The organism is Bacillus sp. 22190 (genome assembly GCF_052045575.1).
In the GTDB taxonomy this organism is placed as follows: domain Bacteria; phylum Bacillota; class Bacilli; order Bacillales; family Bacillaceae; genus Bacillus; species Bacillus altitudinis.
The window spans coordinates 24497-51392 of the sequence record NZ_JBQEPF010000007.1; the positions used below are offsets into that span (position 1 = coordinate 24497).

The window sequence follows — 26896 nt, forward strand, 5'->3', positions numbered from 1 at the left end:
AAAGAAAACTCCTTTTAGTAAGATAGTATATATATCGGAAGTACTACTAGGTTCTTTACTTTTTTAATTTATTAAAGTCTAGATAAGTCCAAAATACCCAAATTATGTGCAAAGAACGGAAAAACACCTGACGCCAAAACGTCAGGTGTTCCACTATGACTCTTATATTTTAAATTGTTTGATGAGCTCTCTCAGTTCTTCTGCCATTTGAGATAAAGTGGCGGAAGATGAGCTGATCTCTTCCATTGATGCCAGTTGTTCTTCTGCTGAAGCCGCAATATCTTGGAAGCCTGCGGAACTTTCACGTGAAAGCTCTTTGATTTGATTGACTGCTTGTGAAATATCGTTTGAGCCATGAGAAAGTTCTTGGGCTGATCCGTTCATTTGTTTCATTTGTTCTGTCATTTCTGATGTCTTATGGGTGATTTTCTCAAAACTCACTTTCGTTTCATCTGTAATGTTTAATCCAGATTGGACCTCACCTGCTACTTGTCTAAACATCTTCTGCGACTTTTCAATTTCATCTACGATTTCGTTCGTTAGGCTTTCAATTTCTTTTGAAGAGCTGCCCGATTGCTCTGCAAGCTTGCGGACTTCTTCAGCGACCACAGAGAAGCCTCTTCCTGCCTCACCTGCACGTGCGGCTTCTATCGCTGCATTTAAAGCAAGGAGGTTCGTCTGATCTGCAATGCCGTTGATAACTCCAAGAATGCTTGTAATGTCCTTAGATTTCTGTTCTAGCCCTGCAATCACAAGCTCTGCTTCTTTCACTGCTTGTTCAATCGTTTGCATTTGACCTGCTGTTTTTTGAACGAGCTCTCCACCAGCCTGAGCGGTTTTGCTAGACTCGATAGATGATTCCATCATATGAGAAGTCGTGTTGACCATATGTGATAAGCTTCGATCCATGTCGTTTAACTGGACAGAGCTTTTTTCGATCATCTCATTTTGATGTTCATTGCTGTTTGAGAACTGTTCAATAGATGAGGTAATATGCTCAGTCGCTTGGGCTGTCTGTCCTGCACTAGCTGTTAATTCTTCAGATGAGGCAGCAACATTTTCAATTGAATTCTGTACAGCTTGAATGACTTGTTTCAGCTTTGCCGACATATCGTTAAAGCTCTGTGCAAGCTTGCCGATTTCATCATGTGTACGCACCTCAATATGCTGGGTGAGATCCCCCTGACTGATTTTCTCAGCCGATTCAGAGAGCTCTATGAGTGGTTTTCGGATCGATTTAATAATAAAATAAATCGCGATTCCACCGATGACAATCGCAGCAGCTAGGATGATCATGGTTAAGTCAAGCACTGGCTGTGCGGCTTCCTTCACTTCGTTGACATACATTGTTCCCGCAAGCTTCCAGCCTGTCGCTTCATTTGTGTCATAAAACATTTGCTTCGGCTGTCCGTTGAATTCATATTCGAAACTGCCTTTTTTATTGTGATACATCTTTTCGATGAAATCGCCTGTCAGTTTCGTCCCGGCCTTTTCCGTTTTATGAGCAATGTAACGTTGGTCTGAGGTAGCGACAAACGCATAACCTTCTTGACCAATTTTGATGCTGTTTGTATCTTTCACAATCGTGTTCAATCGTACATTTATGCCGATAACACCAGAACCATCTGCTAATTGTTCTGATATTGTGATGAGCAGGTCATCTGATGACTTGTCTGTAAAAGGATCTGAAATGATGAGTTTGTCATCTCCCATTGATTGTTGAAACCATGGTTCATTTTTTGCGCTTTTGGCACTACCTTTATGAATCTCGGAATATTCAGTTAGTTTACCATTCTGATCTGCAACAAATACTTCTACGACATCGTCGTCTGTTTCCGATAGTTGCTCTAATTTCACCTTAAGTAAATCCTTATTTTTAGAGGCCAGTTCCTTTTTTTTCACCGATTTAGATAAATATGAAACAATATCAATTTTAGGCTGTACATCTTTATTGATCAGTTCATTTAATTGATTCACACCATTTGCAGCGCTAGACATAATCTCATCATTGAGAGACTTAGATGCCACTTCATAGGAAAATGCGGCCAACACAAGAATGGGCACTAGGAGAATCGCTAAGAATGCAGTAATTAATTTCTTTGACATCGTAAAGTGCTTAAAAAAGTTGATTTTTTTCATGACTCTACTCCTTTTGGTTTATGATTTGGGATCATCCCCCTCTATTTTTAGGTAATATGAATTATTTTTCAAGGTGTAATGCTCGAAAACCCACCAAAATAAGCATATTTACCTATTCCTTTCGTTATATTTAGATCAAAAAAGAACCCCCCTAGCTGGAGGTTCTTTTCATTTGGTTTATTCGACTTTAAATTTGCTAATCAAATCACGTAATTCTTCTGCCATTGAAGAAAGGGTGGCAGAGGATGAGCTGATCTCTTCCATTGATGCTAGCTGTTCTTCAGCTGAAGCGGCAATGTCTTGAATATTGGCGGAGCTTTCACGTGATACGTCTGCAATCTCACGGACAGCCTCAGAAACATGTGCAGATCCTTTTGACAGCTGGACAACTGTTCGATTCATTGTTTGGAGCTGATCTGAGATTTCTTTGGTCATGTCGAAAATATTGTGGAAGCTGACTTTCGTTTGTTCAGTAAAGCTTAAGCCTGATTGAACTTCTTGATTTACTGCTGTGAATACTTCTTGTGATACATCAATATCTTGAACGATTTCTTTGATTAAGTTTTCAATTTCTTTCGCTGAGTTGGCAGATTGAACAGCAAGTTTTCTTACTTCTTCTGCTACAACGGAGAAGCCTCGACCAGATTCGCCAGCTCTTGCTGCCTCAATCGCTGCATTCAGCGCAAGTAAATTCGTTTGATCTGCGATGCCATTAATGACACCAAGAATCTGGGTAATATCTTTTGATTTGCTTTCCAGCGCACTGATGACATTCTCTGCTTTTTTCACTGATTGATCAATCACGTTCATTTGAGAGGCGGTTTTTTCTACTAGCTGTCCGCCTTCTCCTGCAATCTCTGTTGATTTGATGGATGAAGCGGTAATCGATTCAGCCGACTCGTTCATGTGCTGAAGGCCTCTGTTCATTTCTTCTAACTCTTCTGAGCTTGATTCCACTTTATCATTCTGGCTTTCGTTACCAGTAGAGAATTGTTCAATGGCTAATGTAATATGCTCTGTTGCTTTACTTGTTTGTCCTGCGCTTGCGGTCAGTTCTTCTGATGAAGAAGCGACATTTTCAACAGAGGTTTGGACGGCGCCAATGAGGGATCTTAATGAGTCAATCATCGTATTAAAGCCTTTACCAACTTGTCCTATTTCATCATCTGATTGAATCTGAAGTTTATCACGTAAATCACCATCGCTGACCTTTTTCGAGAAACGGGCAAGATTGGATAATCTACTTGAAATAGAGCGGACAATAAAGAAGATGAGGGTTCCTGCTACGATCAGTGTCACACTGAACACAATAATGGCTGTATTGAAAACGGGTTTAGCTGCATCCTCTACTTCTGATACGAGCATCGTGCCGCCGATTTTCCAGCCGGTTAGTTCATTGGTGACATACGCCACCTTTTTATCTGTTCCATTGAGTGTATAGCTGCCGTTTCCTTGTTTGTTTTTAAAAATAATGTTCGCCAAATTCTCATTGACTTTGGATCCTGGCTTTTGGGTTGGATCTGCTAGCACGGTTTTATCCTTCTCCATGATGAAAGCATATCCTTTTTGACCTATTTTAATTTCTTTTAGCTTTTGAATGAGGCTGTCAATTTCCATATCAAGACCAATTACCCCTGAGCCATCTTTCGTTTTTTGGGCAATGGTGATGACCATTTTACCTGTAGATGCTGCGACGTATGGCTTCGTGATGACTTGTTTACCATCAGCACTCATGGCCTCTTGATACCACGGACGCTCTCTGGGATCATAGCCTTCAGGCATTTTTTGAACTGGGTATTGCATGAACAAGCCCTTTTCTGAACCTGCATAAATGGCTGAGACATCTTTTTCATTAATTTTTCCGTATTGCTGCAATTCTTTAATGGTAGCTTTTCTATTTTTTTCTTGAAGATTAACCGCTTTGAGATCAACTGTAAACAGAGTCACAGCCTCTGCCTTGTTCCCAATATTCTCATCGATTAAGGTATCAAATGCATTGACCTGACTCATCGCACTGCCCATAATCTGTTTGTCTAACTCTGTTTTTGATGTAAAAAATGCACTGATTGTGAGTGCGACGGTTGGCAGTATGAGGACTACCAAAAAGGCAATAACTAATTTTTTAGAAATGGATGGTTTTTTGAACCATTGGATCATTTTTCCCATTTTCTCTTTCCCCCTTTACTTCTCTAAAGTTATTATCGGATGAAAGGTTTATTTTTAGAGGGCTGGAAATGACGTTTAAAAATAAAAAAAATACCCAGACAATTCTGGATATTTTTTCATCGTTTTTTAATCAATTTTAAATTGACTTGTCAGCTCTTTTAGTTCCTCAGCCATATTGGCAAGTGTGACAGAAGAGGACGAAATTTCTTCCATAGATGCCAATTGTTCTTCAGCAGATGCCGCAATATCTTGAATGTTCGCCGCACTTTCTCTTGAAACTTGACGCATCTCCTGCATAGCTTGTGACACAAGTTTTGATCCGCTTGATAGGTCAACCGCTGTATCATTTAATTGAGTGAGCTTTTTCGACATACCTTCTGCCGCCTCATAGATGTTTTGGAAGCTTTCTTTTGCTTCTTCTGTCATCCCAAGTCCTGCATTTACTTCTCGGTTAACAGCTTTGAACATCTCTTGAGATTTGGAAATTTCCAACACAATTTCTTGGATCAGCTTTTCAATTTCTTTCGCTGAATCTGCGGATTGAACCGCTAGTTTTCTGACTTCCTCCGCTACGACAGAGAAGCCGCGCCCTGATTCACCTGCTCTTGCTGCTTCTATGGCTGCATTGAGTGCAAGTAAATTCGTTTGATCTGCAATGCCATTAATGACATTTAAAATGCTCGTAATATCTTTAGATTTGTATTCTAATTCTTTCATGACTTGTTCGGCTTCTTGTACAGATGTATCGATATGTTTCATTTGATTCGCTGTGCTTTCAACGATACGTCCACCTTGTCCAGCCGCTTCTGTCGATTGAATGGAGACAGCAGTCACTTCTGATGAAGTTTGTGACATACCTTGTAATCCCTCATTCATTGCGACAAGCTGATTCGTGCTAGATTCGACTTTCTCATTTTGTGCTTCATTTCCATTTGAGAATTGTTCAATCGACATTGTGATATGCTCTGTCGCCTGACTTGTTTGGCTGGCACTAGCAGTCAGCTCTTCTGAAGCTGAAGCCACATTGTCGACAGATTGCTGGACCGCTCGAATAACTTCACGCAAAGATTCACTCATCTTACTAAAGCTTCTTGTGAGGTCTCCTATTTCATCCTTCGATTTGGTTTCGAGGGTTTCCGTTAAATCCCCTTCACTCACCTTTTCTGAGAAATCAACAAGCCTTCTAAGTCCAATTGTGATGGAGCGAACGATAAAGAAGATAGCGATACCGCCAAGGATAAAAGAAGAAATTAAAAGAATAATGGCAGAATTCCAAACTGGCTGTGCTGCTTCTTCTGTTTCTGATACAAACATCGTTCCAGCAATTTTCCAACCTGTTAAATCATTTGTCACAAAAACGAGGCGTTTTTGCTCTCCTTTATTCTCATAAGTTGATGTTCCTTCTTTGCCGCTGTAAAGGATTGATGAAATATTTTCTGTAACTGCAGAGCCTGATTTTTCTTCTGGGTGAGCTACAATCTGTTTGTTTTTATTTGCAATAATTGGATATCCTTCTCGTCCAATTTTAATATCTTTGATTTTATCGACGATATCCTGAACATCAATATCAATCCCAATGGCTCCCGACCCGTCCTTCAGACGCTGAGCGATTGTGACAACCATGCCGTTTGTTGTGGCAGAGATGTATGGATTGGTGACCACAGGTTCGCCTTTTTCGTCCTGCATCGCCGCTTTATACCAATCACGAGTTGTTGGATCATAGCCTTTTGGCATGTCCACTTTAGGGAACTGAATAAAGTCACGATTTTTACTTGCTGCATAAAATCCAACTACATCATCTTCATTGATTTTACTGTATATCTCAAAATGCTCATACAGTTCGTCCTGGTTTTTCTTTTTAAAGTCTGCAGCACTGGATGTTTCGGTAAACAGTTTGACTGCGTTCTCCTTATTCAAAAGCTTTTGCTCGATCATGTCATTCAGCTCATTGACTCTTGCGTTGGCTCCGTACATGATTTCATGATCTAATTCTTCTTTGGCAATCTGATATGAAATCGTACTGAGTGTAATGATAGGCAAGACGAGAACAAGTGTGAATGAAATAATCAGCCTTTTAGAAATCGATGGTTTTTTCAACCATTTTATGATACTTTTCATGTTTTTCCTCCTTTTAAACGTTATGTTTTATATCGGACAGCTTCATATTATTTTCATGTTTTTCAAATAAAAAGGATGTCTTTTTGTTTATTTTCACAAATTGATTCCTTGCCCAAGCATCCCGCATACGCTAATACAAAAGGGGGCGCTTTTCATATGATTATCCTTTCAGGACAGCCAGTGACAAATGAGCAGCTGGCATCGTTTCAGCTAGAAGGACAAAAGCGGATCATTTTGATGCAATTACAAGCCTCAAATGATACGTTCCGTTATAGGCAGGCATCTGATTTGTTATTTGAGGTGACTTTACGATCGAATATCATGAATGCGGCAAGAGATTTGAACAAGAGCGGTGCCTCATTTGCTATCTTTCAAAGATCCCGTGCGAATGACGCCTATTGGCGTGTATCAGAGGCCGGAGCGTTAGAACTGCGCTATCAAGTCGAGCCATCTACGGGGATTAAAGACATCTTTGAAAATGGCTCAAAATATGCCTTTGAATGTGCCACAGCGATTGTCATTGTGTTTTATATGGGAGTCCTGCAAACGGTAGGAGACGAGAAGTTCAATCGAAGACTTAGAAGTTTAACGCTGTATGACTGGCACTATGATACATTATCCATTTATACAGAGCGTGGAAATGATTTTATTTATGGGGATTGCCTATATTTCGAGAATCCAGAGTTTAGCTATCAACAGTCTCAATGGCGCGGAGAAAATGTGATTTACTTAGGGGAAGATCAATATTATGGGCATGGGCTTGGGATCTTAACAGCTGCAGAGATTATTGATAAATTAAATGCCAGAAGACGGCCAGGGGCGGTTCAGTCCGCTTATTTACTGCCGCAGACTACTAGGATGGATGTTATTTATCTCAGGCAAATGTTTGGCAGCTAAAAAAGGCCTCTTGTCTATAGGTTATGACAAGGGGCCTTTGTATGCCTTGCGTTTGCGGTAATCATGGAGCGTGCCAAGCATTTTGTTTGCTAGGATTTCCATTTCTTCTAGGTCGTTTCTTGTGACTGGAGGGTCGTGCTGATTCCATTTCACATAACGAACGAAATAGTAATGACGAATGGGGGTAAGGACGGCAGGGGAGTGCGGAAAATCATCAAATAGAAATTCAATTTGTCCTTTTTTCCGATATGAATGTTTTAAGATTTCCATCCTGTCACACCACCCATTATCAAATTATATCTGCGTGAGTTCATGCATGATTTCTTCAACGGTTAAAATGGAATGAATACGGCCAACCCCCTGACCTGCCCAAAGAGCCATTTGTTCTCGGTTTCCTGCAGCAGCTGCCGCTTTTCGCATCGGTGTTGTCCATACGTGCTGTATGGGATAGGGAAGAACCCGGTCTTCATTTCGTCTTTCTTCCTCCATCCACTGATTGACAATACCTCTTGCTTTTTTTCCAGAGAAAAGCCGTGTCATCGCTGTTTCACTGCCTTCTGCCTGTAACAGCGCCTTTTTGTACACATCTGCCGCAGCACTTTCTTGACTCGCTAAAAATCGTGTCCCTATTTGAACCGCATCTGCTCCAAGTGCTAGTGCTGCTTTCATAGTGGTCCGGTCTGTGATCCCTCCAGCGGCGATCAATGGGATATGACAGACAGACTTGACATCACTGATCAGGCAGAAAAGTCCCTGCAGAGCATCTCCCTTTGAAGGTAAGAAGGTGCCTCGGTGCCCTCCTGCTTCGCTTCCTTGAAGAACAATGGCATCCATTCCTTTTTCTTCTAAAAGCAGTGCTTCTTTTTTTGTTGTAGCTGTTCCAATGAGAAAGATCCCCTTTTGTTTCAGATGATGAATTGTTTGTTCATTTGGACAGGCAAATGTAAACGACACAGCTGGGACTTCTTCTTCTTGAAGAATGTTGATTTTTTGTTCATAGTCCTTCCATAATTCTTCTTCTCTAGGGATCATCTGTGCTTCTTGTATGACAGGCAGCCGGTCTGTCCAAAATGATACATCTTCTGTTTTCGTTTCTGAAATGGGTTCAGGGACAAACACATTCACTTGAAATGGACGAGATGTCAGCTGTTTGACCTGTCTGATTTGCTGCCTCATCTTTTCTGGCTGTACATAACCACTTGCTAAGCTACCGAGACCGCCATATTGTGAAACAGCGGCGACAAGCTGCGGCGTCACCGCTCCTCCTGCCATTGGTGCTTGAATGATGCCATGTTCAATTTGAAGTAACGCTGTGAATTCTCCCATCTTCTCCCCCGCCCTTACTCGTTAGATGACACCTGTACATAAAAGTGACGATGTCTCGGTCCGTCAAACTCACAAAAATAGATTCCCTGCCACGTTCCAAGCACAAGATCACCATGATGGACAAGAACGTGCTGAGATGCTCCCATATAACTAGCTTTCATATGCGCTGCTGTATTGCCTTCCATATGACGATCTTTTGAATGTTCCCACGGAAAGACTTCGTCAAGCCGGCGCAGCATATCTCGTTTGACGTCTGGGTCGGCATTTTCATTAATGGTGATTCCAGCCGTCGTATGTGGACAATAGACCATAACCGTTCCGTTTTGAATTCCAGTTTCCCGGACATATTGCTGAACTTCATGGGTAATGTCTATCATGTCATCGTGTTTGTCTGTTTGTACGTTGATTTTTTTCATTTCTCTGCTCCTTTTGATCATGTCTATAAAACCATACCCTTTTTATGTGAAACCAATCACTGCCGGTTGGCAGAAACAAATCTTCTTACCTAAAGTTTACCAAGCAAAAAAACCTCGTCAATAGCTCCGAGGTTTTTAGGAAAAGTGAACCTTTTTTACTTCTATGGTTCGAATATGATGATCTTCTGCATCGACAATTTTAAATTCACAGCCTTCTGCTTCAATGATATCTCCAATGTCAAAATCAATTTTATGCGTCATCATCCAGCCGGCAATTGTATCAACATCATCATTTTCAATCGCTAAATCCAATAAATCATTTACTTCATCGATCAAGGCTTTTCCATCCATGACATAGTGGAAGTCACCTTTTTTCACAATATGCGGGGTCTCATCTTGATCATATTCATCTCGAATCTCGCCCACAATTTCTTCTAATATGTCTTCAACTGTGACGAGACCTGCTGTTCCGCCGTATTCATCTACAAGCACCGACATATGAATCCGTTCCTTTTGCATCAAAATCAGCAGTTCTTGAACCGGTGTACTTTCAATGACACGAATGACAGGGCGCATTAAGTCTTCAATGGACACCTCTTGATTGAGAAAACTTGCTTTAAATACGTCTTTGCTATTGATCACACCAATGACATGATCTTTGTCTTCTTTAATGACAGGATAACGTGTATACCTTTCGTTCAGCATATAATGCGTCACGTCTTCCAGGCTCTGTTCAATTTCAATGGCAGAGATTTCTGTGCGCGGGATCATGATCTCTCTCGCCACTCGGTTATCAAATTCAAATATTTTATTGACATATTTGTATTCAGATTGGTTGATCTCGCCCTTTTCGTAGCTTTCAGAAAGGATGAGACGCAATTCTTCCTCACTGATCGCCACTTCATGTTCTTTGACAGAATGAAAACCAAATAATTTCACAATGCCTCGTGCAGCCCCATTTAATGCTTTAATAAACGGGTACATGACTTTATAGAAAAAAATAAGAGGTTTTGCCGTCACAAGACTGACGGCTTCTGCCTTTTGAATGGCAATCGTTTTGGGAGCAAGTTCCCCAACGACAACATGCAAAAACGTAATGATCACAAAGGCAATGATAAACGATATGATGTCTGTCAAAGCGGAATGAAGCCCTGCCTTTTCAAAAAGCGGATGCAGGAAATGTTCCACTGTCGGCTCCCCTAACCACCCTAAGCCTAATGCCGTGATGGTAATACCAAGCTGACAGGCAGATAAATATTCATCAAGGTTAGTTGTCAGTTTCTGAACATGAATGGCTCTCTTATCACCGCTTTCAATCAGCTGATTGATTTTTGAGCCTCTAATTTTCACAATCGCAAATTCAGTGACAACAAAAAATGCTGTCGCAGCAATGAGTAATAGGACTAAAAATACGTTTAAAATATACAAAAAAACCCTTACCTAACACGGGTAAGGGCTCACCTCCTCTGGCGTCAATTAATCATTACGGCCATTTAGGAAGATCATTACAAAACGGAGCAGTTCAAACAGGGAGACAAGGGCCGCTGCTACGTACGTAAGAGCTGCGGCATTTAACACCTTGTTCACGCCTCTTTCTTCACTGCTTCTAATGATTCCTTCTGAAACAATGATATTCTTTGCACGAGAACTTGCGTTAAACTCAACAGGCAATGTCACTAGCTGAAAGAACACAGCAGCTGAGAACAAAACGATCCCAAGCCCGATTAAGTTAAGGCTGCCGAGCAATAATCCACCTAGGAAAAGAAGCGGGGCAACACCAGATGCAAAGTTCACGACAGGGAAGATCTTATGTCTCAAGACAAGCGCACCATAGGATTCCTGATGCTGCAAGGCATGTCCAACCTCGTGTGATGCGACTGAAATGGCCGAAATGGAATGGCCATAATACACTGGTTCAGATAAACGAACCACACGCTGCGTCGGGTCGTAATGATCAGTCAAAGTTCCTCTTACCGGTTCAACGGGTACGTCGTATAACCCGTTGCGATCTAAAATATATCGAGCGGTTTCAGCACCTGTTTTCATACTGGCAGCTTCAACCTTTGAATACTTTTCAAAATTATTCTTTACTTTAAATTGTGCCCAAAAAGACAATCCCAATGCGGCAAATGTTAAAAAATAAAAAAACAGCATGCTCATCAGCTTCCTTTTTATTTTATATATTTATTTACAATTTTAATGACTTTTATGTAACGTGTACAGCAAAAAGCACTAGGTCTTTTTAAGTGGAATCACTACACCAATGAAAAAGAAGAACATTCCGATGCATGCTGTATAAAATGTCACCGTTCCATATAGGTCTTGAAAAAAACGAAGCCACGAGAAATCATTCATGAAATGGTTCACCGCATTTAAATCAAACACGAGTAAAATCACCGCAGATGATAAAAAGTGGGCGCCGATAAAAAGAAGTACGGTCTTTTGAACAAACGACATTCGCATTCCCTCCTTCTTCTCTCTTATTTTAAGATATGGGTTCTATTTCAATACATGACGATGATGAAAAATTGTTTCCTAATCGGGCATACTGACATTAGCAGTCTCCCTGAAAGGACGAGTTCGATGAAATCAAACCGTATCTTCATTGCCTGGCTAAGATGGCCTCTTTATGTTCGCATTGCGATCATCATCTGTTTCTTGCTTCTCTTTTTTGGACAATTAATCGTCATACTTGAACCAAAGCAGTATCATACGATCTTTGATGGGATCTGGTGGGCGCTCATTACAGTTTCTACTGTGGGATACGGTGATTTTGTGCCGCAAACCATGCCTGGGCAAGTAGCAGGGATGGCGCTCATTTTGATCGGCGCAAGCTTTGTCACTGCATATTTCGCCACGCTTGCTGCCGCTGTATTTAGCAAACAGCACCAGTATGTAGAGGGGAAGGTGGCTTTCAAGGGGAAAGGGCATCTTATTATTGTCGGCTGGAATGAGAAAACGAACAAACTGCTTCAATCGTTTCAAACCATTGATCCCGCCATGCCGATTGTACTTATTGATGATTCCTTAAAGGAAGGACCTCTTTTAGAGAATGTCCATTTTATTAAAGGCCATGGTACAGAGGATGCCACACTTCGCAGAGCAAATATTATGAGTGCTGATACATTGATGATTACCGCCGACCAGCATGAAAATGAAGTGACAGCTGATATGCAGAGTGTGTTAACCTTGCTTGCAGCAAAAGGATTAAATCCTTCGTTATATTGTTTAATTGAAATTTTAACCGATCGCTATGTGAAAAATGCTGAGCGGGCTGGAGCCAATCAAGTCATCCATACTTCTGATGCCGTGAATCATTTAATGGTGGAGCATTTTCTTTTAAAAGAACAGCTCATGGCGTTAAAAATAAAAAGAAACATGACCCTCCATAAACAGATCACCATCATTCCAGTACCAGCTTCATTAGCTGGAGAGACATTCTTAACGGCACTTCACCACTTTCTAGAGCACCATGTCATCATTGTAGGCGTACAAAAAAAAGAAGGACCCATGATGAATCCTCCTTTTGCGTATGAGCTTCATCCAGAGGATGAGCTGATCAGCTTTTAAAGCAGTACATCTTCTAGTTCTTTGACGAGTGAAAAGCCAATTTCGGCATAAGCATTTGACACATCCCCGTCTTTCTCTTTCGGTTCTTGGAATTGGTTAAAAGATGCCCCGACATTTCCAACCATCGCATGGTCATCTAATTTATCTTGATAGACATGCTTTAAGAGAAATGGATGTCCCATTTTCACCACAACGCCTGGCTGATCCAGCTGTCCTTTCTCGGCTGTAAACGGAACTCTGAGAAAGGTATAGCCATCACGGTTGTCAATTTTATAATCAAAATATCCATGATCATAATCCCAATTCCCATTAATGACATATCCGAGCGGCTTCATGTTTTCTTCTAAATGGTACAGTGAAAAGCTTTCACCAGTCAGCCTAGATGGTACATGAATCATACAGAACCCTCCTTTTTGTATAGGGTTCGTTAAAGAGAGGAATTCATACATTTGCCTTTCGTGATTTGCACATTGTTTGTAAAAGCAGCATCAAATAAGCTTTGGCTGGATGATGCATTTGTCTGGTTCGCACTGCCCGCTCCTGATGTTTCTTTCGTAGCACTCATTGGACAAATCCGCCCAACATTCCCAAAATTAACGATGGCCTGCCCGGAAATGTCATGGATATAAATATGATTTGTTCTCATCGCTTCATCAACCTCCTCCATTGATTATTCTATGTACAGAGCTTGGGGAGGCTTGCACTGACACCATGAGAACATAAAAAAAGGCACATCTTATGCAAAGATGTGCCTTAGCGTGTAGACAAACCCTCGCATTCGTTGTCAGTCCTGCGCACTGGTGCTCACGAATGTCAAATTCGCTCCGCTCCAGTACTCGTCCTTCCTAGACTTCAAAGGTTTTCTATCACGCTAAAAAGAAGACAAAGGGCTAAAATACAGTTCATTTTAGCCCTTTGTCAACAATCTGAGGCACACCTTATGAAAAGATGTGCCTTTTATTCTTATGATTGTTTGAGACGGCTCTCAAGTTCTGCCTTTTTCTCTTCGAAGCCCGGTTTTCCTAATAAAGCAAACATGTTCACTTTATACGCTTCTACTCCAGGCTGATCGAATGGATTGACGCCTAGTAAATACCCAGACATCGCACATGCTTTTTCGAAGAAGTACACGAGATATCCGAATGTATAAGCATCCATTTCAGGAATCGTCACAATCAGGTTCGGTACTTTTCCATCCGTATGAGCAAGCATTGTGCCTTCAAATGCTTTTTTATTGACGAAATCAACCGTTTTTCCTGCAAGATAGTTTAACCCATCAAGGTCTTGTTCTTCTGCTTCGATGACAAGTTCATGTCGTGGCTTGTCTACATTCACGATGGTTTCAAACAAGTCTCTTCTTCCTTCTTGTACATATTGACCAAGTGAATGAAGATCCGTTGAGAAGTTGGCAGATGAAGGATAGATTCCTTTTTCATCTTTCCCTTCACTTTCGCCGAATAACTGCTTCCACCACTCCGCAAAGTACTGTAAGCCTGGCTCATAGTTAATCAGCATTTCAATTGTCCGTCCTTTATTGTAAAGAACATTACGGACAACCGCATATTGATAAGCCGCATTTTCTGAGAGCTCAGATGAAGCGAAGTCTTCACTTGCTTTGGCAGCACCTTCCATCATTTGATCAATGTCTGCACCGCTTACAGCGATTGGCAATAGACCAACTGCTGTTAAGACGGAATAGCGTCCGCCGACGTCATCAGGGATGATAAATGATTCATAGCCTTCTTCAGTTGCTAATGTTTTGAGTGCGCCGCGTGCCTTGTCAGTTGTCGCATAGATGCGTTTTTTCGCTTCTTCAGCACCATATTTTTCGATAAGGAGCTTTTTAAAGATACGGAACGCAATGGCTGGCTCTGTTGTTGTACCAGATTTTGAAATCACGTTAATGGAGAAATCGGCATCTTCTAGCAGATCCATTACATCTGTTAAATAAGAAGAACTGATGTTGTTTCCAATAAAGATGATTTGCGGTGTTTTGCGTTTGCCTTTTGGCAAAGTATTATAGAAAGAATGGTTTAAAAACTCAATGGCCGCACGTGCGCCAAGATAAGAACCACCAATTCCAACAACGAGTAATACATCAGAATCAGACTTAATCTTTTCTGCACTTTTTTTAATGCGGGCAAATTCTTCGCGATCATATTGCTTCGGTAAGTCAACCCAGCCTAAATAATCACTGCCAGTACCCGTTTGTTCATGAATATTATGATGGGCCACCTTCACAAAATCTTTTAAATATGTAAGCTCATGTTCTTGAAAGAAAGGTAACGCTTTCGAGTAGTCAAATTGAATATGTGTCATCGCTTGTAAGCCCTCCATTACGTTAGTTCTGTCCCTTTCACTTTAGCGGAACTAGCTATTGAAATCAAGTGATCGTCATTGATGCAGCAAAAAGCCGCTCCTCATGAAGAGAAGCGGCCATCCAAATTATAGAGAAGCTTTCAAAATCGCTAAAATGTCATCACGGCCAAGTTTCATAAAGTTACCAAAACCACCATATTCCATTTCTTTTGCTGCGATGTCAGCAATTTTGTCCAGTTGATCTTCACCAATATCATAATCCGCTAAACGACTCGGTGCACCGAGGCTTGTCCAGAAGGCTGACAGCTTGTCGATTCCTTCTAATGCGATGTCACGATCCGATTTTCCTTCTGTCTCAATGTCAAACATGTTCAACATGAGGTTTTTAAAACGTTCGACATTATGATCGAGTGTATGACGCATCCAGTTTGGGAAGAGGATCGCAAGTCCACCTGCATGCGGTATGTCATAGACTGCTGATACTGCATGCTCAATCGTATGAGATGCCCAGTCTCCAAAATAGCCCATTTGCAGCGTGCCATTTAAAGCAATCGTTCCTGCATAAAGGATGGTTTCACGGTGCTCATAGTTTTGTAAGTCTTCAAGTAGCTTTGGTGCTGTCTCGATGACTGTTTGAAGAACAGCAAAACACATCCGATCTTGTAGAGGCGTATTTTTGACATTATGGAAGTATTGTTCAAATACATGGCTCATCATATCAACCATGCCATACACCGTCTGATTCTCTGGCACAGAATATGTGTGCTCAGGATCTAAAATTGAAAAAGCAGGGTGCGTGACTGAACTGCCCCACACGTATTTTTCATTTGTTTCCCAGTTCGTGATCACAGAATCCGGGTTCATTTCTGAGCCTGTCGCTGCAAGTGTCAGCACTGTGCCAAACGGCAATGCTTTTTGAGCGGTTGTTTTCTTTGAAATAATATCCCAAACATTCCCGTCATATTCAGCTCCAGCTGCAATGGCTTTTGTACAGTCGATGACACTTCCCCCACCAACTGCTAATAAGAAATCAATGTTCTCATTTTGGCAAATGTCGATCCCTTTTTGCACTGTAGTGAGACGAGGGTTCGGTTCAACTCCTGACAGTTCAAATACGTCAGCCTCTGCTTCATTTAAAGCGCTGATGACCTTATCATAAAGACCATTTTTCTTAATACTGCCTCCACCATATACAAGAAGCACTCGCTTTCCATAACGAGCGAGTTCGCTTTTTAGTCCGTCTAGTTGTCCTTTTCCAAACATTAATTTCGTTGGATTATAGTAAATAAAGTTCTCCATCTGTTCTACATCTCCTTAAAACATATATATCCAAAAACATGAAAGACTACTGTAACATATGTACATGCAGAACTCAAAAAAGATAACTGCTTAAAAGCAGCTATCTTTTCCATGTTCGATTATAAAGAAGCGTTTAAAATAGCTAGAACATCTTCTTTGTTCAGCTTTTTAAATTGGCCAAATTCACCACGTGCCATTGCACGGTCTGCAATCAGATCAATTTTCTCATCGTTGATGTCATAGTCAGCTAAACGGTTTGGTGCGCCTAAACTTGTCCAGAAAGCAGAAAGTTTTTCGATTCCTTCTAAGCCAACTTCTTCGTCTGTTTTGCCCGCAGGGTCTACATCGAATACACGCACTGCTAATTGCTTGAAGCGACCTGGGTTTTCTTGAATGACATGTTTCATCCAGTTCGGGAACAAGATCGCAAGTCCGCCTGCATGAGGGATGTCATACACCGCGGATACCGCATGCTCAATATTGTGAGATGCCCAGTCTCCGCGTGCGCCCATTGAAAGCATTCCATTCAGTGCAATGGTGCCTGTGAATAAAATCGTTTCACGAAGCTCATAGTTTTCCAAATCATTGATCAGCTTTGGTGCTGTTTCAATGACCGTACGAAGAAGTCCTTCACACATACGATCTTGGTAAGGTGTATTCTCCGTGTGATGGAAATATTGTTCAAACACGTGAGACATCATGTCGACCATGCCATAAATCGTATGGTTTTTTGGCACAGTAAATGTATTGACTGGGTCAAGAATAGAGAATTTAGGGAAGACAGCTGGACTGCCCCATCCGTATTTCTCATTTGTTTCCCAGTTTGTGATGACGGAGCCAGAGTTCATTTCAGAACCTGTCGCGGCAAGTGTTAATACTGTACCAAATGGGATGGCTTCCATTGGGACATGCTTACGAGTGACGATATCCCAAGCATCTCCATCGTATTTCGCACCAGCTGCGATCGCTTTGGTTGCGTCAATGACGCTACCGCCGCCGACTGCCAAAATAAAATCAATTTGGTTCTCTTTGCAAAGCTCAACCCCTTTTCTAACCGTTGTTAAGCGCGGGTTTGGCTCAACACCAGCAAGCTCAGTGATTGTAGCTCCTGATTCTTTTAAGATGCTGACAACTTGGTCATAAAGGCCATTTCGTTTAATGCTGCCTCCACCATATACAAGCAATACGTTTTTTCCGTAGTGTTTTAGTTCATCTGAAAGGGCTGATACTTCTCCCTTTCCAAAGATTAATTTCGTTGGGTTCCAATAAGTAAATCGATCCATGTGATCTCCTCCTCGCGCTACATTATGCGCTTCTTTCATTCCAAAAGTAAAGTAATTTGCTTTCATCCATTTTCTTACGCATAGTTTGGCTAAAAATCTGCAAAATATAAATGTATTGATACTGTAGCGAAAGGAGGAATCACGATGAGTGCTATTCAGCGTATTGCCCTCGTGCTCACGATTATCGGTGCTATTAACTGGGGACTAATCGGCTTTTTTCAATTTGACTTAGTAGCAGCGATCTTTGGCGGTCAAGGTGCTGCATTATCACGTATTATTTATGGTCTTGTTGGAATTGCAGGTCTTGTCAATCTTGGTCTGTTGTTCAAACCTAGTGAAGAAGCTGTCCGCCGTGACGAGCCAAATCCAGAGATCCGCTAATGAAAAAGACATAAAAAAAGACTGCCTATGTGGCAGCCTAAGGCACCGTTTGAAGCGGTGCTTTTTTTATTTCTTGATAAGGTCTTTACGGTTAGATTGCTCAATCCACTCTTCAAGTTTATCTTTTAGTGTATTGAAACCTTGTGGTGCAGCAGCTTCTTCTTTCACTTGCTGTGGTCTTTGTTTCTTTGGTTTGCTTTCTTTTCTTTCAGGTGCTTCTTGCGTTGCACGGATAGAAAGGCTGATTTTACCAGCATTTTCATCAACAGAAAGAACTTTCACTTGTACTTCGTCACCAATTGAAAGGTGCTCGTTGATGTCTTTTACAAAACCATGAGTCACTTCAGAAATGTGCACAAGTCCTTGAGTTTCTTCATCTAATGCAACAAACGCACCATACGCTTGTAATCCTGTTACTTTACCAGTGTAAACACTGCCTACTTCAAACTTTGTCGCCATGATAACAACTCCTAAATAAATGTTTTAATATTCGTTTATACGCAATTAAAAACTATATCACAGAACGGTCTTTTACGCAAAATATTTTTTAATTGGGTTTAGATCCGTTTAAAAGGGGGAATACCTGAAAACAAGAATGCTTTCTAGTATTCCCCCCTAATTTGAGAGGCATGAGTCCAGATGGATTGATGCCTTTTTTTTATTTTAAGATAGCAGGTGCCTCTTCTTGCACTTGTCTATTCTGCAAAAAACGCTGGATTCTTGAAAGTGATTCCTGCAAGTGATCGAGTGATGACGCATATGAACAACGAATATGTCCTTCACCACTTGGGCCGAATACATTTCCAGGGACAACTGCTACTTTCTCGCTAAGCAGCAGCTCCTCGGCAAATTGTTCTGACGTCATGCCTGTGCTTTTAATGGACGGGAAAGCGTAAAACGCTCCGTTTGGCTGGTGGCAAGTGAGTCCAAGTTCATTGAGAGAGCCGACAAACAAATTACGGCGTCTTCTGTAGCTTTTCTTCATTTTCTCCACATCTTCAAGTCCATTTTTTAATGCTTCTTCTGCGGCATATTGTGCCATAGCTGGTGCACACATCATAGAATATTGATGTATTTTCAGCATGGCATCACGGAGGACTGGCGGTGCTGCCACATATCCTAGGCGCCACCCCGTCATAGCGAACCCTTTTGAAAAACCTGAAATCAAAATCGTTCTTTCCTTCATATCTTGAATCGCCGCTACGCTCGTAAAAGCTTCATCGTACGTCAGCTCTGCATAAATCTCATCTGTGATGATTAAAAGATCATGCTCCTTTGCAAACTGAGCAATATCTTCAAGCTCTTCTTTCGAGTAAACAGACCCTGTTGGGTTTGATGGAGAGCATAGCAAGATGGCTTTTGTTTTCGGCGTCAGCTTCGTACGAAGATCAGCAGAATCGGCTTTAAAATCTTTTTCAGCCGATGTACTTAAATAAACCGGTACACCGCCCGCAAGTGTCGTAAGAGCCCCATATGCGACGAAACAAGGCTCTGGGATGATCACTTCGTCCCCGCTGTTTAAAATGGCGCGAAAGGCCAAATCAAGCGCCTGGCTACCACCAACCGTAATAATGAGTTCTTCTTCAGGACTGTACTCAATGTGAAACCGCTTATATAGATAATGGCTCAATTCTTTTCGCAAAGAGAGCAGCCCAGCATTTGCTGTATAAGAGGTCAGTCCTTGTTCTAAAGACATAATACTGGCTTCTCTCACATTCCAAGCTGTCACGAAATCCGGTTCGCCGACCCCGAGGGAGATAACCCCTTCCATTGTGGCTGCCAAATCAAAGAATTTCCGAATACCTGACGGCTGAATACTTTGTACCGTTTCAGATAAATAAGACTTTTTCATTTAAGGAGACACCACGATTCTTTTGTCATCGTCCCCTGTTTCAAAGACTTTCCCATCATGCTTATATCTTTTCAAAATAAAGTGGGTAGTGGTTGAAACAACAGAATCAAGTGTCGATAATTTTTCAGATACGAAGCGGGCGATATCAGACATGGATCTTCCTCTGATCACAACAGATAAATCATACACGCCTGACATTAAATACACGGACTCTACTTCTTGGAACCTGTAAATGCGTTCAGCAATTTCATCAAAACCGACGCCTCTTTTTGGGGTCACTTTCACATCAATCATCGCTGTAACGCCTTCGTGTCCGTCTACTTTTCGCCAGTCAATCATGGTCGAATAATCAATAATGACTTTTTGATCTTCGAGCTTTTGGATAATGGCTTCTGCTTCTTCTGATGTCACACCTGCCATTTTTGCAATTGTATTTAAATCGGCGCGGCTGTTTTCATCTAAAATCTCTAATATTTCAGTTTCTTTTTCGGTTAGTTTCATTGATTTCACACCTCTGATTGTAAAAAGCTAGTTTTAAAAAATCTTCTGAACATTATAGCACGTTTTTCCCATTATGCTAAGCAGGGAAAAGATTCTAATCGTAGCTTAAAATCCACTTTTTAGGGTACAATACAGTCACCTAACAGAGAGTGAGTATCAAATATCGGAGTTGATGAGTGTGGACATTGTACAGCCATCCTATATGAAAAGTAAATTCGGTTTAGATATCTATTACGAACACTATCCAAATGAAGGTAAGAAGACATTGATTTTGATTCACGGCCTCTTCTCATCTACCTTCAGCTATCGAAAGCTCATCCCGCTTCTGAAACAAGACTTCAATTTAATTGCAATTGATCTGCCTCCATTCGGGCAGTCCGAAAAATCGAATACGTTCATTTACAGCTATCGCAACATGGCAAAAATCATTATTGAACTAGCTGGTTATTTGCAGATTCAGCATGCGATCCTCGTGGGGCATTCCATGGGGGGACAAATTGCTTTATATGCTGCCTCTGAGCGTCCCGATCTATTTGAAAAAGCTGTTCTTTTGTGCAGCTCAGGGTATATGAATAAGTCCAAAAAGTCGCTTGTTTACAGCACATATATTCCTTATTTTTATCTCTATTTAAAAAGAAAGTTGTTCAAGCAAGGTATTATGAAAAATTTAACCGCTGTTGTGCATGATCATTCGATTATTGATCAAGAGATGGTCGACGGATATTTAAAGCCTTTTTCAGATGACCAAATTTTCAGAGGTATTTTTCGTTTGATTCGGCACAGGGAAGGCGATTTAGCGTCAGATGTCTTAAAGAAAATGGAGACACCTGTCCTGCTGATTTGGGGGGAGGAAGACCGGATCGTTCCTATTCAAATTGGCGAAAGACTGCACAAGGATCTGCCGCATTCAACCTTTCACGCATTAAAAAAAACCGGGCACCTCATCCCTGAGGAAAATCCGGTCTTTGTGTCTGATCAAATTGGTCATTTCAGCCTGTCTTAAAACGAGCAGGAGCTACTTTCTCTTATGATAAAAAGCTGATTTGCGATATGCTGGCAGCTTTCCATCGGAAGAAGCTGATCAAATGAGTGATGGTAAATGGCTTGAATGTCTTTCGCGAAAGATAACGGGTCTTCTGCGTCGTATAAGGCACTGATGACGTCAGCAGGCTCCGTTTCGTAAAAGTCCTCTCCATACTGAAAAGGGTCCCATGCCTTAATGATTTGAATCATCTCTTCTACAGCTTGACTATCTTTCATGGGGATCACCGCTTATAATAAATTTTGTGATGTTTATTTTAGCACAACCAAGAATGGTTGAAAAACGGCTAGAGGTGGGTTTCATGAATTTCGACGAACAGATCATACGTAAAGGTTCAAAATCAGTCAAATGGGATCAAGCAGAGTCTTTATTCCTGACAACAGATGCGCTGCCAATGTGGGTAGCAGATATGGATTTTAAAGCGCCCCAAGTCGTGCTTGATGCTTTAAAAGAACGATTAGATCACGGCGTATTCGGCTATGCATTTCAGGATCAGGATACGCAGCAAGCAGTAGCTGACTGGGTCAAAAGAAGACACGGTTGGACGATACAAACAGATGCCGTCACCTTCACACCAGGTATCGTGACAGCACTTAGTTTTGCGGTACAAGCCTTTACAGCTCCGAATGATGAAGTGGTCATTCAGTCACCGGTGTATACGCCCTTCTATCAAATGATTGAAAGAAACGGACGTATCGTCTCAACCAACCCTTTAAAAATAGAAAACAACCGTTACATGATGGATTTTGATGATTTAGAGAAGAAATTAAGCAGGCCAGAAGCAAAGCTGATGTTTCTTTGTCATCCGCATAATCCTTCAGGGAGAGCTTGGTCAAAAGAGGAATTAAAGCGTGTAGGAGATTTATGTGTACAGTACGGTGTCACCGTCGTGTCAGATGAAATTCATTCCGATCTGATGCTTTACGGGCAGCCGCATGTGCCTTTTGCCAGCCTTTCTGATGAGATAGCTAACATCACGGTAACGTGTATTGCACCGAGTAAAACATTTAATTTAGCTGGTCTTCAGGCATCTGCCATTATCATTTCTGATGAAGAAAAAAGAACTCTTTTCACCAATGAAGTGCAAAGAAATGGATTGTCTAAACTGAATGCCTTTGCGATTCCTGCCATGGAGGCGGCCTATCGCCACGGAGATGAGTGGCTTGATTCACTTGTTCTTTATCTCGAAAATAATATGAAGATCGCAATGGATTATATTGATGATTATCTGCCGAGCATGCGTTATATGAAACCAGATGCTTCTTATCTATTGTGGCTGGATATTCGTGATTATGAGCTCACTCAAGCAGAATTGAAACGTAATCTGCTGAAAAAAGGCAAGGTCATACTAGAGCTCGGAAACGTATATGGGCACGAAGGAGACGGCTTTATTCGAATGAATCTAGGCTGTCCTGCCGGAACAGTGAAAGAAGGTCTGAAGCGCCTTCACCAAGCATTCACTCAATCATCCGAATAAAACCATTTCTATCAAAAGAACATCCTAACGGGTGTTCTTTTTAAAGAAAAAAACCCTCCTATTATCATATCTACTTTGTACATGAAATGATATAATGAGAGGAATTACAATTATTTACGAGGAGAGCATTTAAATGGAAATGTTCAAGGATTTTCTGCTCCATGTATCTTTTATTCTATTTCCAATCTTTTTATATCATGCACTATGGCTAAGCCGGACCCCTGCTCATTTCCCTAAAACGAATAAACTGCTCATCACCATATTTGCATCCATTTCATCAGCACTATGTATTATGTATCCAGTTGGTTCGATTTTAGATTTGCAGACTGGGCTTCAATCGATTCCCCTTGTACTGGCTATTTTATACGGGGGATATACCGCCGGAATCGTCGCTATCTTGGTTAGTTCAACCGTAAAATTCGTGATGTATGGCTCTTTTTTATGGGTTGGATTGATTGTTGTACCGATTTACTTTTTCATTCCTTTCTTGCTTTACCGGAAATGGCGCCAATATTCTAAGCAGAGAAAGCTGTTATACGGAGTCATGATTGCGTTATCAAAAGGGATGTTTATTTACATTGGACTGCTTGTGGTCAGCTTAATTGAGTACAGCCCTGCATTCATTATGCAGCAAAAGCTACTTGAATTATTTTTCTCAACTCTTTACTACATATTCTTTCTTGTGCTGAGTATTTATTCCATTGAGTTTGTGAAAGAGAATGCGCAAATGAGAACACAGCTTGTCCAATCAGAGAAACTGACGATTGTGAGTGAACTGGCAGCAAGTGTCGCCCATGAAGTCCGCAATCCACTGACGGTGGTGAGAGGATTTATCCAACTGCTCTTTTCAAGTGACAATACGAAAGAGCCGTCAACCAATAAAGATTATAAAAATCTCGTTTTATCTGAACTTGACCGTGCTCAGGATATTATTACGAGCTATCTTGATATTGCGAAACAAAATTATTATCAAATTGAGTCTCTCAATTTATCTAAATTACTTGAAGAGTGTGCGTCGCTGATGACATCCTATGCGAATTTTAAGTCGGTCACGATTCATCAATCGATTGAACCAGACTTATACATCCAAGGTGATGAAACGAAAATCAAACAAGTCATGATTAATTTAATCAAAAATGCAATCGAAGCAGCACCCGAACACGAAGGTAAAATCGAACTGTTTGCTTCTAAAGAAAATCATCGAATCTGCCTTTATTTCGTTGATAACGGTGTAGGCATGTCAGAAAGCCAAATGAAAAAGCTTGGTGAACCCTATTACACATTGAAAAATAAAGGAACAGGGCTTGGGTTGACAGTGACATTTTCCATCATTGAAAATCATCATGGAACGATTCGTTTCAAAAGCTCATTGCAGTCTGGTACAACAGTCACCGTGAAGTTTCCTGAAGATACAAGAAGAAAATGATCAATCCATTTTTTTTGTCCTTTTTTCATCGATCTGCTCCTGCTTCTTAGAAGCACGAACGATCAGACGAAAGCAAATAAATGCAGCAGCAAAGAAAAGCACCGTCGTGATTGCCGCAGGGATATACTCCCTTTTATCTTCAGGAAAATACAGTAGAAAGAATATGATGAACGACATGTTCCGCTCTTCCCCCTTTTGCTCGTTTACTTCACTATATTGGCTAAAAGAAAGGAAATACCTTCTTATGCGAAGGAAATGGAGGAATTTCATATGACAGACATTCAGATTGGACAAATCGTGAAAGGTTTTTACAAAACAGGTGTTTACATTGGGGAAGTGACAGCCATTAAACCATCTACTTATCTCGTTCAAGTAAAAGCGGTTTTAACACACCCCACTCAAGGTGACCTGCATCATCCAAAAGAAGCGGACGTACCTTTTTTTCAGGAAAGACGGGCTTTGGCCTTTAGGGAACAGACGAACATCCCTCATCATATGGTCAAGCCTTATGATGGCGACATACCTGATTATCAAGTATCACTGAAAGACGCCGTAGATAAATTAAAAAATGGGCTCAGTGCGGATGATTCCAAGTGGGCTGAAAAATCAAGAGCGTGCCTCTCTTCTCTTGAAAAAGATTATTTTCCAGAAGACGCCCGCTAATCTGCCGAATCAAAAAAGTGAGAGAAGTCAATGAGTTCACCAATTTTGGTTGTTTGCGGATTTTCCACATAGGATCGATCTTTTTCAAAAAGGGTGAACAGCTGATAAGTGGTCATGGCATCATCAAGTGCTTTATGATGCTTACCAGCTCCTTCACTGCCGTACTCCTTAGCTGCTTTCCGAAGTCCTGTGAGTGTTCTATCCCCAAAAAAGGTTTTATATTCAAAAGCCAGATCCCTTTGATTCCCCTTAAAAGGAAAACCAATATGATTGAGCATACAGTTTTGCTTCAGTACCTTCATGTCCATATTTCCCCATGTGATAATCTCACAGTCTTCTCCCCCATCGAGTGACACGAGCTTCTCGATAAACGCCTCAAAAGAAATCCCGCTTTCTACATCCTGCTGCGTAATGCCAAGGAACGATTTACAGCGCTTTGTCAGCTTCGGGAACTTTTTCGGTTTGACATAGCTTGAGAATGTGTCTATGATCGTTTCATTTGATGCTTTGACGACACCGGCTTCAATGATTTCCGGGAAAAAATTTTGCGGATGATATTTCCCATCAGGCATCGTAAATTCAAAATCGACCACAAGCAGCGTCTTCTGTTCCATCAGTCTCACCCCACTTTCTCGTCTGTTTTCCATCCTGCTACTATTATATTAAGACGGACTTTGAAATCACTTCATTTTCGTGAAAATAATGCAGATTCACTATGCCCAACCTATTCATCAGATGAAAGATCGTTTATTTTCCTTTATAATTATTAAGGAACACGAAATAAATAAAGAAGGTGGTCTTTATCACAAACAGGAAGAAAAACTTGTACATCATGTGGTTTGTGAACTTTTTTGTATCTGCCAGCATTACAATGATCGTCCCTTTTTTATCACTTTACATAGAGTCTCTTGATAGCAGTTATTCGAATGAATTTGTTCAAAGATGGAGCGGCTATGTCTTTGGGGTTACGTTTTTAACAGCCTTTCTCATTTCTCCAATTTGGGGACGGATTGGTGACCGGCATGGCTATAAAAAGATTTTGCTCATTAACGGTATTGGGATTGCAACAAGCATTTTATTAATGGGGCTTGTTCAAACCGTTTATCAACTATTTGCGTTAAGGCTTTTCATGGGGCTTGTGACAGGCTTTATTTCGACTTCGATGGCACTGATTTCTGCACAGACCGAAAAGGCAACAGCCGGTAAGACCCTCGGTACGATGCAGATGAGTAATGTCGCCGGAGGGTTATTCGGTCCATTAATGGGTGGATTTATGGCAGACAGTGTCGGATTCATTTATACATTTTTCTTAACAGCTGCTGTCATATATGTGTCAGCGATTGTCATTATCTTCGGTGTGAAAGAACAGCCGATCCGTTCAAAAGAAGCAAAACGGGTTTCTTACTCACGGAAGGACGTCCTTGTCCATATTTTCAAACAGCCTTTACTTGTCGTCACCATGCTTCTCACATTTATTACGCAAGTCGGGAACTTTAGTATTCAGCCGCTTTTAGCCTTGTACATTCATGATTTACACGGCCCCGTCAATCTTGCCTTTTATGCAGGGCTGGCGTTTTCTGCAACGGGGCTTGGCAATTTGCTGTTTACACGGAAATGGGGAGACCTTGGAGATCGTATTGGTCACGATAAGGTGCTGCTCGCCCTTCTCATCCTCTCCTCCATTTTATTTATCCCGCAAGCGATGGCAGATTCCTACGGGATGTTAGTGATCTTCCGTTTCTTATACGGGATGGCACTAGGCGGCATCATTCCTTGTACGACTGCCTATATTCGCATCAAAGCGCCTGCCTCTATGCAAGGGGAAGTGCTTGGTTACAATGTCAGCTTCCGCTTTCTTGGAAATGTCGTCGGACCCGTTATAGGCGGCATTGTGGCGAGTCATTACGGAATTCCAGCTGTCTTTTATGTCACCGCCGGCATTTTCCTTTTCGGGGCATTATTTTTATGGGCGGTCCGCTCACAATCAAAGTCAAAAGAGAGGAGTGTCTGATCCATCATCA

28 protein-coding genes and 3 pseudogenes are annotated in these 26896 nt (G+C 41.3%); 8 read left to right on the forward strand and 23 right to left on the reverse strand.

Translation table 11 applies throughout. From position 1 onward, the window contains the following. Positions 1-162: 162 nt before the first annotated feature. From ACTJKA_RS11350 to ACTJKA_RS11375, 6 genes and pseudogenes are all read right to left on the reverse strand, one after another. Positions 163-1110, reverse strand: coding sequence for a methyl-accepting chemotaxis protein (locus ACTJKA_RS11350; RefSeq protein ID WP_370539194.1), 948 nt, complete (start codon positions 1108-1110; stop codon positions 163-165). After that, positions 1102-2139, reverse strand: a pseudogene (locus tag ACTJKA_RS11355) (HAMP domain-containing protein); the annotation flags it as partial. The gene ACTJKA_RS11350 and the pseudogene ACTJKA_RS11355, both read right to left, overlap by 9 nt. Positions 2140-2316: 177 nt before the next feature. After that, positions 2317-3267, reverse strand: a complete 951-nt coding sequence (locus ACTJKA_RS11360; protein ID WP_370529239.1) for a methyl-accepting chemotaxis protein — start codon at positions 3265-3267, stop codon at positions 2317-2319. After that, positions 3262-4305, reverse strand: a pseudogene (locus ACTJKA_RS11365) (HAMP domain-containing protein); the annotation flags it as partial. The gene ACTJKA_RS11360 and the pseudogene ACTJKA_RS11365, both read right to left, overlap by 6 nt. A gap of 126 nt (positions 4306-4431) precedes the next feature. Next, complete coding sequence (locus ACTJKA_RS11370) at positions 4432-5382, reverse strand: methyl-accepting chemotaxis protein (RefSeq protein WP_370529240.1); 951 nt, start codon at positions 5380-5382, stop codon at positions 4432-4434. Next, positions 5374-6423, reverse strand: a pseudogene (locus tag ACTJKA_RS11375) (cache domain-containing protein); the annotation flags it as partial. The gene ACTJKA_RS11370 and the pseudogene ACTJKA_RS11375, both read right to left, overlap by 9 nt. Before the next feature lie 156 nt (positions 6424-6579). Between ACTJKA_RS11375 and ACTJKA_RS11380 the strand changes: the two are divergent. After that, positions 6580-7320 carry a protein-glutamine gamma-glutamyltransferase gene (locus ACTJKA_RS11380; protein WP_008345763.1) on the forward strand — a complete coding sequence of 247 codons (741 nt, stop codon included), beginning with the start codon at positions 6580-6582 and terminating at the stop codon, positions 7318-7320. Between the two features lie 21 nt (positions 7321-7341). Here the strand turns inward: ACTJKA_RS11380 and ACTJKA_RS11385 are convergent, their stop codons facing one another. The 6 genes from ACTJKA_RS11385 to ACTJKA_RS11410 form a co-directional block, all read right to left on the reverse strand. Continuing rightward, the gene (locus ACTJKA_RS11385; protein WP_035389233.1) at positions 7342-7590 is read right to left on the reverse strand and encodes a hypothetical protein; all 249 of its coding nucleotides are present in this window, start codon (positions 7588-7590) and stop codon (positions 7342-7344) included. A 24-nt stretch (positions 7591-7614) separates the two neighbouring features. Beyond that, positions 7615-8646, reverse strand: coding sequence for an NAD(P)H-dependent flavin oxidoreductase (locus ACTJKA_RS11390; RefSeq protein WP_048002207.1), 1032 nt, complete (start codon positions 8644-8646; stop codon positions 7615-7617). Positions 8647-8660: 14 nt separating this feature from the next. Then, the gene (locus ACTJKA_RS11395; protein WP_025207889.1) at positions 8661-9062 is read right to left on the reverse strand and encodes a secondary thiamine-phosphate synthase enzyme YjbQ; all 402 of its coding nucleotides are present in this window, start codon (positions 9060-9062) and stop codon (positions 8661-8663) included. A gap of 135 nt (positions 9063-9197) precedes the next feature. Beyond that, positions 9198-10490 (reverse strand): hemolysin family protein, encoded by a 1293-nt coding sequence (locus ACTJKA_RS11400; protein ID WP_007500537.1) that lies wholly within the window; start codon positions 10488-10490, stop codon positions 9198-9200. Between the two features lie 48 nt (positions 10491-10538). Then, positions 10539-11213 (reverse strand): zinc metallopeptidase, encoded by a 675-nt coding sequence (locus ACTJKA_RS11405; protein ID WP_024719711.1) that lies wholly within the window; start codon positions 11211-11213, stop codon positions 10539-10541. 81 nt (positions 11214-11294) lie between these two features. After that, positions 11295-11519 (reverse strand): hypothetical protein, encoded by a 225-nt coding sequence (locus tag ACTJKA_RS11410; protein ID WP_008345775.1) that lies wholly within the window; start codon positions 11517-11519, stop codon positions 11295-11297. Positions 11520-11645: 126 nt separating this feature from the next. Here ACTJKA_RS11410 and ACTJKA_RS11415 point away from each other — a divergent pair, with 126 nt between their 5' ends. Next, on the forward strand, positions 11646-12632 hold the full coding sequence (locus tag ACTJKA_RS11415) for a potassium channel family protein (protein ID WP_236810045.1): 987 nt from the start codon (positions 11646-11648) through the stop codon (positions 12630-12632). Here ACTJKA_RS11415 and ACTJKA_RS11420 read toward each other — a convergent pair. The 5 genes from ACTJKA_RS11420 to ACTJKA_RS11440 all read right to left on the reverse strand — a co-directional run bounded on the left by ACTJKA_RS11420 (position 12629) and on the right by ACTJKA_RS11440 (position 17533). Continuing rightward, the gene (locus ACTJKA_RS11420; protein ID WP_052320645.1) at positions 12629-13030 is read right to left on the reverse strand and encodes a YugN-like family protein; all 402 of its coding nucleotides are present in this window, start codon (positions 13028-13030) and stop codon (positions 12629-12631) included. The genes ACTJKA_RS11415 and ACTJKA_RS11420 overlap by 4 nt on opposite strands. 29 nt (positions 13031-13059) lie before the next feature. Next, positions 13060-13278, reverse strand: coding sequence for a spore germination protein (locus tag ACTJKA_RS11425; protein WP_048002204.1), 219 nt, complete (start codon positions 13276-13278; stop codon positions 13060-13062). 317 nt (positions 13279-13595) lie between these two features. After that, positions 13596-14951: a glucose-6-phosphate isomerase gene (locus ACTJKA_RS11430; RefSeq protein WP_017358963.1), complete on the reverse strand. Its 1356-nt coding sequence runs from the start codon at positions 14949-14951 to the stop codon at positions 13596-13598. A gap of 126 nt (positions 14952-15077) precedes the next feature. After that, entirely contained in the window at positions 15078-16250 is a 1173-nt protein-coding gene (locus ACTJKA_RS11435) for an iron-containing alcohol dehydrogenase (RefSeq protein ID WP_008345787.1), read from the reverse strand. Between the two features lie 119 nt (positions 16251-16369). After that, entirely contained in the window at positions 16370-17533 is a 1164-nt protein-coding gene (locus ACTJKA_RS11440) for an iron-containing alcohol dehydrogenase (RefSeq protein ID WP_008345790.1), read from the reverse strand. 144 nt (positions 17534-17677) lie between these two features. Here ACTJKA_RS11440 and ACTJKA_RS11445 point away from each other — a divergent pair, with 144 nt between their 5' ends. Then, a complete protein-coding gene (locus ACTJKA_RS11445; RefSeq protein ID WP_113747039.1) occupies positions 17678-17914 on the forward strand; it encodes a DUF378 domain-containing protein in 237 nt (78 codons plus the stop codon). 66 nt (positions 17915-17980) lie between these two features. On the opposite strand, the gene yugI is transcribed toward ACTJKA_RS11445, so the two are convergent. The 3 genes from yugI to ACTJKA_RS11460 form a co-directional block, all read right to left on the reverse strand. Next, positions 17981-18373, reverse strand: a complete 393-nt coding sequence (yugI, locus tag ACTJKA_RS11450) for a S1 domain-containing post-transcriptional regulator GSP13 (RefSeq protein ID WP_008345795.1) — start codon at positions 18371-18373, stop codon at positions 17981-17983. Between the two features lie 199 nt (positions 18374-18572). Beyond that, positions 18573-19766 carry an aminotransferase gene (locus ACTJKA_RS11455; protein WP_008345797.1) on the reverse strand — a complete coding sequence of 398 codons (1194 nt, stop codon included), beginning with the start codon at positions 19764-19766 and terminating at the stop codon, positions 18573-18575. Beyond that, entirely contained in the window at positions 19767-20267 is a 501-nt protein-coding gene (locus ACTJKA_RS11460; RefSeq protein WP_007500517.1) for an Lrp/AsnC family transcriptional regulator, read from the reverse strand. A 178-nt stretch (positions 20268-20445) separates the two neighbouring features. Between ACTJKA_RS11460 and ACTJKA_RS11465 the strand changes: the two genes are divergently transcribed. Beyond that, positions 20446-21270 (forward strand): alpha/beta fold hydrolase, encoded by an 825-nt coding sequence (locus tag ACTJKA_RS11465; protein ID WP_017358960.1) that lies wholly within the window; start codon positions 20446-20448, stop codon positions 21268-21270. Here the strand turns inward: ACTJKA_RS11465 and ACTJKA_RS11470 are convergent. Then, entirely contained in the window at positions 21267-21527 is a 261-nt protein-coding gene (locus ACTJKA_RS11470; RefSeq protein ID WP_025207895.1) for a DUF1871 family protein, read from the reverse strand. The two genes, ACTJKA_RS11465 and ACTJKA_RS11470, sit on opposite strands and share 4 nt — an antisense overlap. A gap of 83 nt (positions 21528-21610) precedes the next feature. Between ACTJKA_RS11470 and ACTJKA_RS11475 the strand changes: the two genes are divergently transcribed. Both ACTJKA_RS11475 and ACTJKA_RS11480 read left to right on the forward strand, forming a co-directional pair. Beyond that, entirely contained in the window at positions 21611-22786 is a 1176-nt protein-coding gene (locus ACTJKA_RS11475; RefSeq protein ID WP_025207896.1) for a MalY/PatB family protein, read from the forward strand. A gap of 133 nt (positions 22787-22919) precedes the next feature. Further along, on the forward strand, positions 22920-24212 hold the full coding sequence (locus ACTJKA_RS11480) for a sensor histidine kinase (protein ID WP_024719721.1): 1293 nt from the start codon (positions 22920-22922) through the stop codon (positions 24210-24212). On the opposite strand, the gene ACTJKA_RS11485 is transcribed toward ACTJKA_RS11480, so the two are convergent. Then, positions 24213-24389, reverse strand: a complete 177-nt coding sequence (locus ACTJKA_RS11485) for a hypothetical protein (protein ID WP_008345810.1) — start codon at positions 24387-24389, stop codon at positions 24213-24215. It abuts the gene before it with no gap. 93 nt (positions 24390-24482) lie between these two features. Here ACTJKA_RS11485 and ACTJKA_RS11490 point away from each other — a divergent pair, with 93 nt between their 5' ends. Next, entirely contained in the window at positions 24483-24875 is a 393-nt protein-coding gene (locus ACTJKA_RS11490) for a kinase-associated lipoprotein B (RefSeq protein WP_025207897.1), read from the forward strand. On the opposite strand, the gene kapD is transcribed toward ACTJKA_RS11490, so the two are convergent. Then, positions 24872-25489, reverse strand: a complete 618-nt coding sequence (gene kapD, locus ACTJKA_RS11495; RefSeq protein WP_008345814.1) for a 3'-5' exonuclease KapD — start codon at positions 25487-25489, stop codon at positions 24872-24874. The genes ACTJKA_RS11490 and kapD overlap by 4 nt on opposite strands. A 218-nt stretch (positions 25490-25707) precedes the next feature. Between kapD and ACTJKA_RS11500 the strand changes: the two genes are divergently transcribed. Continuing rightward, entirely contained in the window at positions 25708-26886 is a 1179-nt protein-coding gene (locus tag ACTJKA_RS11500) for an MFS transporter (protein WP_241698631.1), read from the forward strand. Positions 26887-26896: the final 10 nt, after the last annotated feature.